We start from the raw sequence: 15,464 nt of genomic DNA, 5'->3' as shown, positions 1-15,464 counted from the left end.
TTTTCGTGTTGTCTTCCTCGCCGAGAGGCGCGAATAGAGCCTCGTGCTCGGCGCGCGGTCCAGCTCTCATCGCGGCATCGTGGTCGTTCCCCTTCTGGCGCTCGTACTCCTCTTGGCGGACAGCCGGCCGAGCGAGGCACAGAAGCGTCCCGCCCGCTGCCAGGGTGGCTACTGGGTGATCGACGGCGACCCGCTCGTCCCCGGGGGCGTCGCGCCCGACGTCCTCATGCTCGACCGGGGCGACGTGTCGATCGCCAGCGGCTGTGCGCCGGCGCGGCCGAAGACGTGGAAGGGCGGAGCGAAGGGCGACACGCTGGTGGTGAAGTGGCCGGCGTGCGGGCCGATGGCCAAGGCGACCCTGAAGGCAAAGATCGCCGCAGACTGCGGGGCCCTGTCCGGCACCTTCAAGGTGAAGGGCGCCAAGGCGCGCAAGCTCACCGCGCAGGACGGCGTGCCGGCGGGGTTGCGCGAGGCGTGGCCGGACGGCTTGCCGGACGGCGCGGTGATCGTGTCGCCGCGCGAGTTCCTCGACATCTCGACCCAGCCCGGGTTCCGCGTCCTCACGCCCAACCAGGGCGCGGACGACGACGCGGCGGCCGAGGCCATCGACGCCGCCAACCGCGCCACGATCGCGCAGTTCCTCGCCGAGAACCCCGAGCGCGAGGACTTCGTCTCGACCGCGGTCGATCCCAACGACCCGACGCTGCTCTCGAGCGGCGACGGCAACTATCTGCTCACCATCTGGGACGACGACGGCATCGGCCGCTACGTCGTCACCCAGGGTCCCGCGTTCCAGCGGTCCGTGATCGCCGACACGATCCGCACGTTCCCCACGCAGGAGAACCAGCTCGGCGTCTACCGGCAGCTGTGGGATTTCGCGCACGAGCACCTCGACCCGACGCTGCCGTCGCCCGACGACGTCGTCGGCGAATCGGCCGAGGAGCTGTCGCAGCGCAACCGCGACATCACCGATCAGATCGACGCGGCGGAGGCGGCGGCACCGCTGCCGGGCGAGATCCTGCCGGCGAGCTTTCCGTCGCGCTGCTCGAACGAGGTCGGCAGCGGCGACGGCACGGACGGCAGCGCCTACTGCCAGCACAAGTCGAGCGGTCTCTGGCGCACGGCGACGTGGCCGCTCAAGTACTACGCCACCTGCACGAAGGATCAGGGCGGTCGCGGCTCGTGCGTCGCGTTCGCCACCACCGCCGGCCGTGAGATCCGCGTCGCGCAACGCTACGAGCGCTGGTTCAACCTCTCCGAGCAGCACCTCTACTACGTCGCCAAGCGCACGCTCCAGCCGAAGGAGTACGGCGACGGGCTGCGCTCGTCGGAGATCCAGGGACAGCTGCTGTCGTCCGGGTACCAGCAGCCGCTCGAGCAGGACTGGGACTACAACCCGTCGCGCAGCCGCGTCGAGGACGACGCCAACAAGAAGTACACCGATTCGTGCGTCGACTACGGCGGCGGGGAGGCCGCATTCTGCTCGGACACCGCCCACCAGGGCCGCGTCGTGTGCACGTACCAGGGCGCGAACCTCGTCTGTGCCGTGTCGGCGCCGCCGGTCGGCCGGACCACGGTGCGCACCATCGAGCAGCAGGCGGAGCTGTGGGACGCGAAGGACCCGATCAACGGGCTCCGCAACGTGATGATCGCCCTCATGAATCAGCAGCCGGTCATCATCGGGCTCGAGACCACGAACTCGTTCGACACCCCCGACGCCAACGGCTTCGTCCGCTTTCGCCCCAACCGCCCGAAGCTGTGCCGCGAGGTGGCGATCGATCCGAAGGTGCCGTCGGTGACCGGCTGCGAGCAGACGATCGATTGCGAATGCCCCAAGGGCGGCCACGCGGTGCTGGCGGTCGGGTACATCCCCGAGGCGAAGCTCCCCGTCGGCACGCCCGAGAGCACGGGCGGCTTCCTCATCATCAAGAACTCGTGGGGCTGCGCGGGCGACGGCGGCTACTGGTACCTGCCGGCGTCGTGGGTGCGCGCCTTCGTCAAGTCGGCCCGGCCGGTCGGCGACGTCGAGGTCGTGGGGCCGCTGCCGGAGCAGCCGCGGGACAACTTCACCTTCGACTTCACGCCGGCGCCGCCGAGCATCGAGATCATCCAGCCGACCTTCGGCGAGGCGTTCGTCGCCGGCCAGGGCATCCCGATGACGATCGAGGGCGCCGACTTCCAGAACGTCGGCTGGGCGCTCACCGGCCCGGTGCAGTGGACGTCGAGCATCCAGGGCAACGTCGGCACGGGCCAGAGCACCGTGACGACGCTCGTCCAGGGTCGCCACCGCCTCACCGCCAGCTACACCGGCACGCGTGGGGTGACGGTTTCGACGAGCACGATCGTCGACGTCGGCCCCGCGCCGCCCGACCTGCCGCCGACGGCGTTCTTCACCAGCTACGCCTCCCGGTCGCCGGCGCAGTGTCCCGGGCCGTGCGGCTCCGGTGCCGACACCTGCATCGTCGGCTTCGGCTACGGCAGCGATCCGGAGGACGGCCTGCTGACGAGCAGCTCGCGGGTGCGCTGGTACCTCCAGCGCGGCAGCGGGACGCGAGTGCTCGGGTCGACCGGCGCCAGCTCGGGCAGCGTCGGCAAGTTCATCGGCTGCTTCCGGGCCTGCGGCACGACGTTCCGCTTCATCCTCGAGGTCGAGGACAGCAACGGATCGAAGGCCGAGGCGCGCCGCGAGCTGGCCACCTTCGGCTGCGTGAACTGAGATCGATGCGAGACGGGAGAGAGACCGTGATGACGAACGTCAGGACCTGGAAGCGCGCCGGCTGCATGGCGCTCGGTGCGGCGCTGCTGGTGGGCGCCGGCGCGACCCGCGTCGCGGCGCACGCCGGCGACGGCGACACGGCGAAGATCCACGCCTGCGTCCACAAGAAGAACGGCAAGGTGCGCTTCGTCGGCGCCGACCCGTCGATCGCCTGCAAGGGCAACGAGAACGCCCTCCACTTCAACATGCAGGGGGCCGCCGGGCCGGCGGGACAGGTGGGCACGCCGGGGCGCGAAGGCCGCTCCGCGCTGACGCCGCTGGCGCCCGGCGAGACCGTCTCGGGCGTGTGGGGCGCCAGCGTCACCACCGCCTCCGCCGGTGCGGTCTACCGCGCCTTCGCCGCCTTTCCGATTCCGCTCGAGACGGACGTCCCCGAGGGCAGGCAGATCTACGTCCCGGGCGAGTCGGCGCCGAACTGCCCCGGCCGCGGCCGCGCGGCGCCCGGCTACCTGTGCCTGTACCAGGGCTGGGTCGACAACGCGCAGACGCCGAGCAGCGGCAACATCTTCGATCCCAGCACGGAGGAGGGATTGTCCGGCGCCAGCCGCTTCGGATTCGGCATCTACCTGCAGTCCCAGTCCTCCGGGGTAACCGCGGTGTCGGGCACCTTCTCGGTGACCGCGCCGTAGGCACGCCGGCCGGCGATCGGCCGCAGCCCGCCCGTCGCCGCGGGGGAAGGGGGCTCGCCACCCGCCCCCGCGCGGGTCGGGCTCAGGAGTACATGATGCGGGTGATCCAGTCGGCGACCATGGCGGGCTTGGTCTCGCCCTCGATCTCGACGGTCATGGTCCGCGTGGTCTGGATCCAGGGGCCCTTCAGCTCCGCCGCCGCCAGCGTCGCACGGGCACGGATGCGGCTGCCGACCTTCACCGGGCTGACGAAGCGCACCTTCTCGAAGCCGTAGTTGAGCCCCATCACGATGCCGACGAAGCGGGCGGGGTCGCCCTTCGGGATCGACATGTCGAGATGGGTCAGGAGCGACAGCGTGAGGAAGCCGTGCGCGATCGTCGTGCCGAACGGCGTGGCCTTCGCGGCCTCCGGATCGACGTGGATGAACTGGTGGTCGAGCGTGACGTCGGCGAACTGGTCGATCCGCGCCTGATCGACCGTGAACCATTCGCCCACGCCCTCCTCCTGTCCGATGGCGGCCTGGAAGAGCGCGAAGGCATTCTCGGCGTTGGTACCCATGGGGCGGGGAGCCTGGTCGGATCCGGGCGACGACGCAACCCTCGCGCTCACGGATTGCGGACGCGCTCGACCTGCGGGATCCACTTCTCGAGCACGCGGTCGAGGGTGCCGTCCCTGCGCATGGTCTCGAGCGCGCCGTTCAGCGCCTGCTGGAGCGCCGTGTCGTTCTGGCGGACCATCCATGCGAGCTGCTCGTCGACGTTGCCGGTCGGCACCAGCTCGAGCGCGACCGCCTGCTGCGACATCAGGTAGGCGAGCACGGGGCCGTCGCCGACGACGGCGTCGAGGCGGCCGTGGGTCAGCTCGAGCACGGCGTCGTCGGCGGTGGCGAAGACGCGGACCTTGGCCTTCGGGCAGTGCTCGCGCACGAAGCGCTCGCCCGTCGTCTGGCCGACCACGCCGACCTTCACGTTGCTCTTGCAGGCGGCGTCGCGGCTGCCGAGCCGCTCGCGGTCCTTCGCCTGCACCAGCGCCACGATGCCGGTGCGCAGGTACGGCTCGGCGAACGCGAAGCGCGTCTGCCGCTCCGGGGTGACCGTCACGCCAGCCATGACCACGTCGACCTTGCGGCTCCCGAGCTCGTCGAACAGCTTGTCCCACGGCACGTCGACGATGCGCACGGGGACGCCGAGCACCTTGCCGACCTCGGCGGCGAGGTCGAGCTCGAGGCCGGAGATGGTGCCGGCGCGGCGGGTGACGTACGGCGGCGAGCCGCCGCTCGTGCCGACGACGAGCTCCTTCGGCAGCGTGTCCTTGGGGAGCGCGGCCGCCGCCGGGGGCGTCGCCGCCCGCTTGCTGCACGCGGTCGCGACGACGAGCAGCGCGACGGCCATCCATGCCTTGTGGAATCGCATGGGCAGCGGTCATAGGGCTTCACCGGGCTACCCTCAAGCGAAGCGGCTCGCCGGCCGTCGAGCCGGAGCCGGTGGAAATGGTAAGGAGCGGATCGTGCCGGACATGCACTACGAGCCCCTGCACGTCGTCGCCGACCTGCTCGCGCGACGGGTGGTATCGCCGGTGGAGCTGACGCGCGCGACGCTGGCGCGCATCGCGCGCCTCGATCCCGGCCTGTCGAGCTATCTGCGCGTCCTGCCCGAGCGCGCGCTCGCCGCGGCCGCCGGCGCCGAGCGCGAGATCGCCGCCGGCCGCCGTCGCGGACCGCTGCACGGCGTGCCGATCGCGATCAAGGATCTGTGCGATCTCCGCGGTGAGGCGACGACCTGCGCGGCGCCCCTCGCCGGCGAGCGACCGGCGGTGCAGAGCGCCACCGTCGTCGAGCGTCTCGAGGCCGCGGGCGCGGTGATCGTCGGCAAGACGAACCTCTACGAGTACGCCTTCATGGGCTATCACCCCGGCTGGCCGGTGCCGCGCAATCCGTGGCGGACCGACGTCGACACCGGCGGCTCGTCGAGCGGCTCGGGCGTGGCGATCGCCGCCGGCCTCTGCTTCGCGGCGCTGGGAACCGACACCGGCGGCTCGATCCGCATGCCGTCGGCCTGGTGTGGGCTGGTCGGGCTGAAGCCGACCTGGGGGCGCGTCAGCCGCGCCGGCGTCTTCCCGCTGGCGGCGTCGCTCGACCACGTCGGGCCGATGGCGCGCACCGTGCGCGACGCGGCGCTCGTCCAGGACGTCATCGCCGGCCCCGACCCGCGTGACCCGACGACCCTGGGCGCCGTCCCGCCGTCCGCCGCCGCGGAGCTGGAGGCGCCGATCGCGGGCGTCCGCGTCGGCTGGGACGAGGGCTTCGCCGCGGCGGGGGCGGCCGGGGACGTGGTCACGGCGGCACGCGCTGCGCTCGACGTCCTCGCCGCCGCAGGCGCGCAGATCGTGCCGATCACGCTGCCGCCGGTCGACGAGGTGCTCCAGGCGTGGACGGTCCTGTGCGCCGGCGACGCGCTCGCCGCCCACGCCGCGATCTGGCCGTCCCGGGCCGACGCCTACGGCCCGTCGATCCGCTCGTTCTTCGAGTACGGCGCGCGGCTCGGCGCCGCCGACTATGCGCGCGCCCACGAGGTCCGACTCGGCTGGCGCGGGGCGTTCGCGGCGGTCTTCGGCGGCATCGACGTCCTCGCCTGTCCGTCGACCTTCGGCCCGCCCCCGCCCGCGGGCGCGATCGATCCGCACGGCGTCTTCAGCCCCGACATCTTCCCGTTCGGCCGCTTCACGTTCCCGTTCGACTGCAGCGGCAGCCCGACGCTGTCGCTGCCGTGCGGCGTCACGGCGGAGGGCCTGCTGCACAGCCTCCAGCTCGTCGGCCGGCACGGCGACGAGGCGCTGCTGTGCCGCGTCGGCCACGCCTACGAGACGGCGACGCCGTGGCACGCGCGGCATCCGTCGCTGTAGCCCCGGAGGGATCATGCGACTCGGCGTCTACGTCCGGAACATGGGCCCGCAGTCGGCGCCCGACACCGTCGTCGCCTGCGCGCGGGCGGTCGAGGATCTCGGTCTCGCGCACCTCTGGGTGGGCGACCACATCGCCATCCCGCCCGACGACGCCGAGGGCTCCGACGGCCGCTACCTCGACCCGCTCGCGACGCTGGCGTTCCTCGCCGGCTGCACCACCCGTATCGAGCTCGGCATGGGCGTGCTCGTGCTGCCGTATCGGCCGGCGCTGCCGACGGCGAAGTGGGTGGCGACCATCCAGGAGCTGTCCCGCGGGCGGCTGCTGCTGGGCGTCGGCGTCGGCTGGATGCAGCCCGAGTTCCGCGCCACCGGCGCCGACTTCCGTCGCCGCGGCCGCGTCAGCGACGAGACGCTCGAGTTCTTCCGGCGCTGCTTCGCCGGTGACGTCGTGGAGGCGAACGGCCAGCCGTTTCTCTTCCGCCCGCGCCCGCCGCGGCCGCCGATCCTCGTCGGCGGCGGGCCTGGCCCCGCCTTTCCGCGCGTGCTGCGCTTCGGCGACGGCTGGATGCCGTTCGCGGCCGAGCCGGACGACCTCGCACCGCAGATCGCCGAGCTGCGCCGGCAGTGCGCCGCGGCGGGACGTCCGGCGCCGCGCATCGTCGCCGTCACGCGCCTCGATCTCGCCGACCGCCCTGCGGCGACGGCGCGCGCGCAGGCATTCGCCGCGGCCGGCGTCACCGACCTGGTCCACGGCTGGCGCTACGCGGGCTACGACGACTTCCGCACCGCCGCCGAGGCGCTCGCCGCGCTGGCCCCGCACGGCTGAGCCGCACGATGGACCCCAAGACCCTCGCGGTGCTCGTGACGATTGCCTTCAGCCTCGTCGGCGTCGTCGGGGACTACTTCCTGAAGCTCGCCAGCGCGCAGGAGCACTCGCTGCGCACGCCGGCGTTCTACGTCGGCTTCGCGTTGTACGCGTCGACCGCGTTCGGCTGGCTCTTCGTCATGAAGCACCTGAAGCTCGGCACGATCGGGGTCGTCTACTCGGTGTCGATGATCGTCCTCCTGACGACGATCGGCGTCGTGGCCTTCGGCGAGCGGCTGAGCCCGCCGGAGATCGCGGGCCTGCTGATGGCGGTGGCGTCGCTGGTCCTGCTCGTGCGCTTCGCCTGACGGCTCGTTGTTCCCACGAGATCGCCGCGCGCCGCTGGCGCGCGCCCTGCTAGGCGGGATGAGCGCCGGAAACGAACGACCTGACGACGCAGGTCCGGGAGCCCGGTGTGTCCAGGACGCCGGACGCCGCCGTCCGCTCCGGCAGAACCGCGAGGGCGTCCCGCATGGCTGACGGCCGCCGCAGCGGAGACACCGGCCTGGCGGCGATCGGGAACGGTGTCCTCATCCTCTTGACGATCGTGGGCGCGATCGTCCTCGTCGCTCCCGACCTGCGCAGCGACCGCCCGCCGTCGCCGCAGGCAGCGGCGGACGCCATCGGCGGGCAGGTCGTCGACGCGCGTCTCTGGGAGGATCCGTTCCGGCCGGCGGATCGATCGACGCGCTCCCTCCGCGATCTCGTTGCCGAGGTCGAGCAGCGCTCGGCGCGGGGGCCCGTCCGGCTGCTTCCGGTGATGGTCTCGGGGGGGCCCTACAGCGAGGAGCACGAGGATCGCATCCGCAGCCGCTTCGCCGTCGTGTCGGCGCTCGGGCAGAGCGGCTACGTGCCGGCGGACGACGGGCATCTCGGTACGGTCTGCGTCGACTGGCTGTACGTCGACATCGGCGTGGGATTGCCACCCGCCTGCACCGCGGAGGCCGCGTGTCCGACCCGTCGGGAGCTGCGCTACGAGTGGTATCGGCCGCGCGTGTTCTTCGCCCGGCCCGACGGCACGACGCCCCCCGAGGTCCTCATGATGTGGCTGGACGAGCGCGCCTTCAAGACGAACCCCGCGCGCAAGCTCGCCGATCTGCTCCGTGAGCTGATCTACGCCACGCAGGCGCAGTCCGGCACGGAGGTCGACGAGCCCGTCCACCTCGTCGGGCCTGCGAGCTCCGAGACGCTGCGGGCATTGTTGTCCGACGAGCAGCCGGCCGACGAATCCCCGCGGACGCAAGACGTCCTGCGCCACGTCGCGCTGTTCTCGGCGCGGGCACGCGCGATGGACGAGGTGCTCGTGCAGGGCGTTGCGCCCGGCGCGACGTCACGCGCGACGGTGGCCGAACGTCTGCAGGCCCAGGTCGGATTCGCCGCCGCCCACTTCTTCAACGCGGACGACGCGCGGCTCGCCCAGGAGGTTTTCCGGGAGCTGGCGCGGCGCGGTCTCTGCCTCGCGCCCTCCGACATCTGTGGCGACGTTGGCAAGGACCACCTCGTGCTGGTCTCGGAGTGGGACACGTTCTACGGACGTATCCTCCCGATGACCTACGGAGCCGAGCTCGCGGTCCTGTTGGGGAAGACGGAAAGCCGCGCGCAGTTCGTCGACGGGTTCGTGGTCGGCGCCCAGTCGCTCCAGCCGAACCTCCACACGATGGTCTACCTGCGCGGTCTCGACGGGCGCACCGTCGGCGACGCGCGCCCGGAGACTGGAGCCGGCGCACGTGGGCCGCAGCCCCCCGGCAGCTTCGAGGAGCTTTTGCGGTGGACGCCGGCGGTCGAGAAGGCGGAAGGATCGTCGCAGTTCGACCACCTCACGCGCGCCGCCGAGCGCCTCGAGGCGCTGCGGAGGGACGTACGCCGCTCCGGCGGCGACGTGCGCGCCATCGGCGTCGTCGGCAGCGACTTCTACGACGTGCTCCTCCTGCTGCGGGCGCTGCGGCCACGGTTCCCCGACGTGCTCTTCTTCACGACCGAGCTGGACGCCCGCCATCTGCATCCGGACAATCGCAAGGTTTCGCGCAACCTGATCATCGCGAGCAGCCACGGCTTCATGCTCGACGCGAGCTTGCAGCGGGACGTGGCCCCGTTCCGCGACAGCGTGCAGACGGCGCAGTTCGCGGCCGTGCTCGCCGCGCTCGACGCAGGCAAGATCCCCGCGCTCACACAGTCGGACGTTCCGGTCCGCCTGTTCGAGATCGGCAACGCGGAGGCGGTCGACCTGAGTGCGAGCAGCCCGGCCGGCGCGTTGCCGGTCCACCCGCCGACCACGCGCGAGCGCTACGCCCGCGGCCTCGAGCTGGGGTGGGGGAGGGACATCGCGCTCGGGCTCCTCCTCGTGGGACTCGCCGTCCTGCTTCTCCTCTACTTCGCCGTGAGTTCCGTGCGGCCGCGGACGGCATGCTCGTCGGGATACCTTGGCGGCTGCCTGTCGCCCTCGGATGCCGACGTCGGCGGCCTGCGTGGGGCACAACGTCTCCTCGTGGTCGTCCTCGGCCGCTCGGATCCGATGTGCAGATGGATCGCGGCGCGCCTGGACGACTGGAAGAACGTCAGACCCCCGGCAGGGGTCGCCGACGCGGGCACGACGCCCAACGTCGAAACCGAAGCGCAGCAGGAGCTCCGCCGTCAGCAGGAGCAGGAGCGGCAGGCGGCGGAGCTCCTCGCCGTGCTGAATGCGATCGTCGACCACGCGGCACCCCGTCCCTCCGAGGCGACGGTGCGCGCGTCCACCCTGATCGATCCCGACCGGGTCGAGCGAGCCGCTCCATGGACCGCGCCGGAGGCCGACTGGTGGACGCCGTCACGCCTGCGGCAGCGCGTGCGCACGCGGGCGCTCGTCGATCAGCTGCTCGATCGGCTCGGCTACGGGACGTCCACGCCGAACGCGATCGAGCTGATCGTAGCCCGGGACGCGCGGCTGGCGTCGCGGGAGACGTTCGTGGTGCGGCTGCGGCTGATCCGCCGCGTCGGGTTCCTGGTCGCGAGCGCCCTGATCCTCGGCGGCATCCTCGCGACGACGCTGTGGAACGAGACGTTCCTGCTCGACGGGGGCGAACCGTTCAGCGTCAGCAGCGGCGTCAGCGCCTGGCCGAACCTCGTCCTGCGCGTCCTCAGTACGCTGGCGGCCGTCGGCTTCAGCCTGTGGTTGTTCGAGAAGCTGCGCGTCCTATCCTGGGACCTGACGCGCGCCTATCGGCTGCCGCTGTCGGCGGGCGCCGAGACGCAGTCGCCGCTTCGCGTAGACGCGTCCGCGCTCTGGATGCAGCTGCACGAAGGTGGGGAGCCCTGGCGTCGGGCCGTGCGGGCTGCCGTGCCGACGGTGCTCTACTTCGGGTGCGCGCGCCTCGTCCTCCTGATGTTCGGCCTGCCGTTCCAGCCGCTACGGGGCACGACCGTGACGTGCTGGGCCGAGGCCGTGCGCTTTCCCTTCGTCCTGTCGTTCCTCTTCTTGAGCTTCCTCACCGTCGACGCCTCGCTCCGTTGCCGCCGGTTCGTGAACGCCCTGGCGACGCTCCAGACCCGGTATCCGGCGACCACGTTGGAATACTTCCGGCGTCAGCGCGGCGGCGTCGCCGAGGAGTATCTCGAGGAGTGGATCGACACCCAGCTGATCGCCGACCTCACCGAGGGGGTCGGACGGTTGCTCTGGTTTCCCGTCGCCGTCTTCGTCCTGATGGCTGCCTCGCTGATCCCGTGGACGGACCACTGGCCCGTGTCCCACGGCCTGCTGGCCGTCCTCCTGGTGAACCTGGGCCTGTCGATCGTGAGCGTGGTCATCCTCCAGCGCGCGGCACAGTCGGCGCGCGCACAGGCCGAGGCCAGCCTCACGGCGAAGGTGAAGCGCGCGCAGGGGCTCGTCGCCGCGAGCCGGGAGAAGATCGACGCGACCCAGGCGGAGCGGTTGCTCGACGAGATCCGCGCGCTCGACCGCGGCGCCTTCGTCGGCTTCTGGCAGAATCCGGCGCTCGGCGCGGTGCTCGTCCCGTCGGGCGGCACCGCCCTCGTCCAGCTCGTGCTCTGGGCGTGGGGCTGACCGCCGTCACCCCGCCGGCGGCACCGCCGCGAACAGCTCGCCGAGGCCCTCGGCCATCGTCGGATGGGTCAGGACTGCGTCGCGCAGGACCGTGTAGGGCAGGTCGCCGAGCATCGCCGTCTGGACGCAGGCCATCACCTCGCCCGCCTCGGGCCCGATCATCGTGAAGCCGACGATGCGGTCGCCCGTGGCCTCGACCGGCGCCTTCATGAGACCTCTCGTCTCACCGATCGTGTAGGTGCGCAGCACGTCGGCCATCGGCAGCGTGGCGACGCGCACGGCGATGCCGCGGGCACGCGCGTCGCGTTCGCCGAGGCCGCCGCGCGCGAGCGGCGGCCTCGGCGAAGAGGCAATAGGGGACGAGGCGGTCGCGGGTCGTGCGTCCGCCGCCGGCGAGGTCGTCGCGGACGACGCGGAGTCGTCGACCGACGCGTGCGTGAGCTGCGGGCTGTCGGTGCACTCGCCGAGGGCCCACGGCGCCGTCCTCAGTGGTGCAGGCCGGGAGCGCCGCTCGTCACCGCGTGGCGGAGGCCGCTCACGCGACGCACCCGAAACGGGACGATCTTGGTCGCGCCCGCCGCGCGGTGACGGTCGCGCCAGCGCTGCAGCCCGGTCCGTACGTATGCGGGCTCCAGGCCGAAGAGCTGGCAGATCGCGATGAACGTGAACGGCGAGTCGTCGGCGTCGGACCCGAACCACTCGGCGACCTCGCGGAAGAGCCGCTGGCCGCGGCGACCGGTGGCGTTGCTGTGGACCTGCCAGCAGCGGACGGCGTCCTCGAGGACGGCGAACAGCAGGCGGTGCTCGGGCGGGCGCTGCATGTCGCCGCGCACGAGGTCCGCGTACTGGACCGGCAGCAGGAGCTCTTCTTCGAGGGACGGATCGTACTGCGTTGCGAAGGCGTGCATGCGGAACACGAACAGCAAGCGAGGTGCCATGCGGCTTCGCTACGTCGCGGGTGGGAGAAAGCCGTGTCCCGCCTGCGTGCCGGCGCCGGTATCCGCTGCGGGCCGCGCCACGAAATCCCGAATTCTCGGAAATCCGCGAAAACTCGTGAGCCTCGGGCCCGATGAGGACGCAGCGTTTCCGCGGCGTTGGCCGCTGGCCCCGCGGTTGCTGAAGGTCATGTGAACGACCGCGGCGAGCGAAGCGCGGTCCGAGACGAGGAGACCCCGGACATGCACGCCTCACCTGTGGCAGAGCAGCACGCCCCCCGCTACGTGCCGAACCTGCTCGGCCCGGACCACTGGCGCGGACGTCCGCCGGAGCAGCCGCTGACGGGGATTCTCGAGGTCATCGCGTCGTCGACGGGCTCGGACGAGATGCTGCGCCGGCTCGGCGAGCGCCTGCACCGGCTCCTCGACGTCGGGGTCACCCCGCTCGTGGCCGCCGCCCTCGACAAGACGCTGCGCTTCGAAGCCGAGCAGGAGCGCCGGCGCGCGAGCGAGCGCGACCATCTCCTTCTCGTGCTCGAGGCCGGGCGCGCGCTCGCCGACCAGGATGCGCTGCCGGGCGTGCTCGCCACGCTGACGACCGCCCTGCGTCGGGTGCTGCCCGGTGCGGCCGCGCGCCTCACCCTCTCCGACGGCCGCGGCGCCACGGTCGTGCACGGGCAGGTCGGCCGGGCGACGCATCGCATTCCCCTGCATGCGGAGGATCGCCGGCTCGGCCTGCTGGAGATCGGCGGCGTCGAGAGCGTTCCCAAGCTCCTGCACCCGCTCCTCGAAGCGCTCGCGGCGCAGGCGGCTCCGGTGGCGGCCCGCATCCTGGCCCTGGCCGGCGCCGATCGGGGCGACGGAAACCTCGTCGGCGGCAGCCAGGCCCTGCGCGGCTCGCTCCGCCAGCTCGACGTCGTCGCCCCGACCGACGCCACCGTGCTGCTGCTCGGTGAGACCGGGACCGGCAAGGAGCTGATGGCGCGCGCCATCCACGAGCGCAGCGGCCGCAAGGGCCGGCCGTTCGTCAAGATCAACTGCGCGGCGATTCCTTCGGGCCTCCTCGAGAGCGAGCTCTTCGGTCACGAGAAGGGCGCCTTCACGAGCGCGATCGCGCAGAAGATCGGCCGCTTCGAGGTCGCGGACGGCGGCACGCTGTTCCTCGACGAGATCGGCGAGATCCCGCTCGAGCTCCAGGCGAAGCTGCTGCGCGTCCTGCAGGAGCAGGAGTTCGAGCGCCTCGGCGGCACGCGCACCATCGAGGTCGACGTGCGGATCGTCGCCGCGACCAACCGCGACCTCGCAGCGATGGTCGAGGAGGGACGCTTCCGCGAGGACCTCTACTATCGCCTCAACGTCTTTCCGCTCGCGGTGCCGCCGCTGCGCGAGCGGCCGGAGGACATCGAGCCGCTGGTGCGGCACTTCGTCGCCCGCTTCGCGCAGCGCATGCAGCGGCGGATCGACGAGATCCCCGCCGAGACGATGGAGGCGCTGCGGCGGCATCCGTGGCCGGGCAACGTGCGCGAGCTCGAGAACCTCGTGCAGCGCGCCCTGATACTCTCGCAGGGCCCGCGCCTCGTCCTGCCCCCGGGCCTTCTCGAGCCGCCGCGCCCCCGGACGACGCACGAGGCGGCGACGACGCTCGCGAGCGCGCAGCGGGCGCACATCCTGCGCATCCTCGAGGAGACCAACTGGATGCTGGGTGGACCCCGCGGCGCGGCCGTGCGACTCGGGATGAAGCGCACGACGCTCCAGTCGCTGCTGAAGCGGCTCGGCATCGGCCAGCCCGGACGCGCGGGCTGAGCACGGAGGTTCGGATGGAGTACCGGCAGCTGGGGGGATCGGGGTTCATGGTGCCCGAGCTGTGCTTCGGCACGGGCACGTTCGGCGGCGGCAACGAGTTCTTCAAGACGTGGGGCGCGAGCGACGTCGCCGAGGCCACGCGACTCGTCGACGTCTGCCTGGACGCGGGCTGCAACATGTTCGACACGGCCGACATCTACTCCGACGGCCTCTCGGAGGAGATCCTCGGCCAGGCGATCAAGGGTCGCCGCGATCGCCTGCTCCTCTCCACCAAGGCGACGTTCCGCGCCGGTCCGGGGCCGAACGACGTCGGCTCGTCGCGCCACCATCTGACGCGCGCCATCGAGGGCAGCCTGCGCCGGCTCGGCACCGACGTCATCGACCTGTTCCAGCTGCACGGCTTCGACGCGATGACGCCGATCGAGGAGGTGCTGCACACGCTCGACGACTGTGTGCGCGCGGGCAAGCTCCGCTACGTCGGCTGCTCGAACTTCTCGGGCTGGCACCTCATGAAGTCGCTGGCCATCGCCGACCGCTACGGCCTGCCGCGCTACGTCGCGCACCAGGCGTACTACTCGCTCGTCGGCCGCGACTACGAGTGGGAGCTCATGCCGCTGGCGCTCGACCAGAAGGTGTCGGCGGTGGTGTGGAGCCCGCTCGGCTGGGGTCGGCTGACCGGCAAGCTCCGCCGCGGCCAGCCGGTGCCGGCGGCGAGCCGCCTCCAGAGCAAGGCGGTGACCGACATGGGACCGCCGGTCCCCGACGAGTACCTCTATCGGGTCGTCGACGCGCTCGACGCCGTGGCCGCGGAGACGGGGAAGACCGTGCCGCAGGTCGCGCTCAACTGGCTGCTGCGGCGGCCGTCGGTGGCGTCGGTGATCGTCGGCGCCCGCAACGAAGAGCAGCTGAAGCAGAACCTCGGCGCCGTGGGCTGGGCGCTGACGCCCGCGCAGGTCGCCAGGCTCGACGCCGCGAGCGCCGTCACGCTGCCGTATCCCTACTGGCACCAGCGCGGATTCGCGGAGCGCAATCCGGATCCGGCGAGCACCACCAACTGACGAAGGAGGAGTCGACGATGCCGACCCAGAAGGCCGAAGCGGAATGGACCGGTGATCTCCAGCAGGGAAGCGGGCGCCTGAAGCTCGGGAGCGGCGCCTTCGAAGGCCCGTACTCGTTCAAGTCGCGCTTCGAGGAGGGCCAGTCGGCCACCAACCCCGAGGAGCTGATCGGCGCCGCGCACGCGGGCTGCTTCACGATGGCGCTGGCGCACGCGCTCACCCAGGCGAAGACGCCCCCGGTGCGCCTCCACACGACGGCCCAGGTGAAGCTCGTCCAGCAGGGCGGCGGCTTCACGATCACGCGGATCGACCTCACCACCGAGGCCGAGGTCCCGGGGATCGACGACGCCACCTTCCAGGAGACGGCCGCGACCGCGAAGGCGAACTGCCCGGTGTCGAAGGCGCTCGCCGGCGTCGAGATTCATCTGACCGCGACGCTGATCTCGTAGGGAGCCCC

12 protein-coding genes and 1 pseudogene are annotated in these 15,464 nt (G+C 72.0%); 9 read left to right on the top strand and 4 right to left on the bottom strand.

Going from position 1 to position 15,464, the window contains the following annotated elements; translation table 11 throughout:
* Nucleotides 1-79 precede the first annotated feature (79 nt).
* Nucleotides 80-2,716: a hypothetical protein gene (locus KIT14_01945; GenBank protein MCW5889294.1), complete on the top strand. Its 2,637-nt coding sequence runs from the start codon at nt 80-82 to the stop codon at nt 2,714-2,716.
* 29 nt (nt 2,717-2,745) lie between these two features.
* The gene (locus KIT14_01940; GenBank protein MCW5889293.1) at nt 2,746-3,405 is read left to right on the top strand and encodes a hypothetical protein; all 660 of its coding nucleotides are present in this window, start codon (nt 2,746-2,748) and stop codon (nt 3,403-3,405) included.
* A gap of 82 nt (nt 3,406-3,487) precedes the next feature.
* Here the strand turns inward: KIT14_01940 and KIT14_01935 are convergent, their stop codons facing one another.
* Nucleotides 3,488-3,964 carry a MaoC family dehydratase gene (locus KIT14_01935; GenBank protein ID MCW5889292.1) on the bottom strand — a complete coding sequence of 159 codons (477 nt, stop codon included), beginning with the start codon at nt 3,962-3,964 and terminating at the stop codon, nt 3,488-3,490.
* 47 nt (nt 3,965-4,011) lie between these two features.
* On the bottom strand, nt 4,012-4,818 hold the full coding sequence (locus tag KIT14_01930) for an amino acid ABC transporter substrate-binding protein (protein ID MCW5889291.1): 807 nt from the start codon (nt 4,816-4,818) through the stop codon (nt 4,012-4,014).
* A 94-nt stretch (nt 4,819-4,912) separates the two neighbouring features.
* Between KIT14_01930 and KIT14_01925 the strand changes: the two genes are divergently transcribed.
* The 4 genes from KIT14_01925 (at nt 4,913) to KIT14_01910 (ending at nt 11,211) form a co-directional block, all read left to right on the top strand.
* Nucleotides 4,913-6,307 carry an amidase gene (locus KIT14_01925; protein ID MCW5889290.1) on the top strand — a complete coding sequence of 465 codons (1,395 nt, stop codon included), beginning with the start codon at nt 4,913-4,915 and terminating at the stop codon, nt 6,305-6,307.
* A gap of 13 nt (nt 6,308-6,320) precedes the next feature.
* Nucleotides 6,321-7,133 carry a TIGR03619 family F420-dependent LLM class oxidoreductase gene (locus KIT14_01920; GenBank protein ID MCW5889289.1) on the top strand — a complete coding sequence of 271 codons (813 nt, stop codon included), beginning with the start codon at nt 6,321-6,323 and terminating at the stop codon, nt 7,131-7,133.
* A gap of 8 nt (nt 7,134-7,141) precedes the next feature.
* A complete protein-coding gene (locus tag KIT14_01915; GenBank protein MCW5889288.1) occupies nt 7,142-7,480 on the top strand; it encodes a transporter in 339 nt (112 codons plus the stop codon).
* A 164-nt stretch (nt 7,481-7,644) separates the two neighbouring features.
* On the top strand, nt 7,645-11,211 hold the full coding sequence (locus KIT14_01910) for a hypothetical protein (protein ID MCW5889287.1): 3,567 nt from the start codon (nt 7,645-7,647) through the stop codon (nt 11,209-11,211).
* A 6-nt stretch (nt 11,212-11,217) separates the two neighbouring features.
* On the opposite strand, the pseudogene KIT14_01905 reads toward KIT14_01910, so the two are convergent.
* Both KIT14_01905 and KIT14_01900 read right to left on the bottom strand, forming a co-directional pair.
* Nucleotides 11,218-11,811: pseudogene (locus KIT14_01905) on the bottom strand (hypothetical protein).
* Nucleotides 11,697-12,149: a hypothetical protein gene (locus tag KIT14_01900; protein ID MCW5889286.1), complete on the bottom strand. Its 453-nt coding sequence runs from the start codon at nt 12,147-12,149 to the stop codon at nt 11,697-11,699. The pseudogene KIT14_01905 and the gene KIT14_01900 overlap by 115 nt, the downstream one beginning before the upstream one ends.
* A gap of 384 nt (nt 12,150-12,533) precedes the next feature.
* On the opposite strand from KIT14_01900, the gene KIT14_01895 reads away from it, so the two are divergent.
* The 3 genes from KIT14_01895 to KIT14_01885 are packed head-to-tail and all read left to right on the top strand — an operon-like array spanning nt 12,534 to nt 15,456.
* On the top strand, nt 12,534-13,949 hold the full coding sequence (locus KIT14_01895; protein ID MCW5889285.1) for a sigma 54-interacting transcriptional regulator: 1,416 nt from the start codon (nt 12,534-12,536) through the stop codon (nt 13,947-13,949).
* A 14-nt stretch (nt 13,950-13,963) separates the two neighbouring features.
* Complete coding sequence (locus KIT14_01890) at nt 13,964-15,007, top strand: aldo/keto reductase (GenBank protein ID MCW5889284.1); 1,044 nt, start codon at nt 13,964-13,966, stop codon at nt 15,005-15,007.
* A gap of 17 nt (nt 15,008-15,024) precedes the next feature.
* Nucleotides 15,025-15,456: an OsmC family protein gene (locus KIT14_01885; GenBank protein ID MCW5889283.1), complete on the top strand. Its 432-nt coding sequence runs from the start codon at nt 15,025-15,027 to the stop codon at nt 15,454-15,456.
* Nucleotides 15,457-15,464: the final 8 nt, after the last annotated feature.

It is taken from the genome of bacterium, from assembly GCA_026129405.1.
Taxonomy (GTDB): Bacteria; Desulfobacterota; Binatia; order DP-6; family DP-6; genus JAHCID01.
The sequence above is the reverse complement of the archived record's forward strand: the minus strand, read 5'-3'. Positions and strand labels throughout refer to the sequence as shown.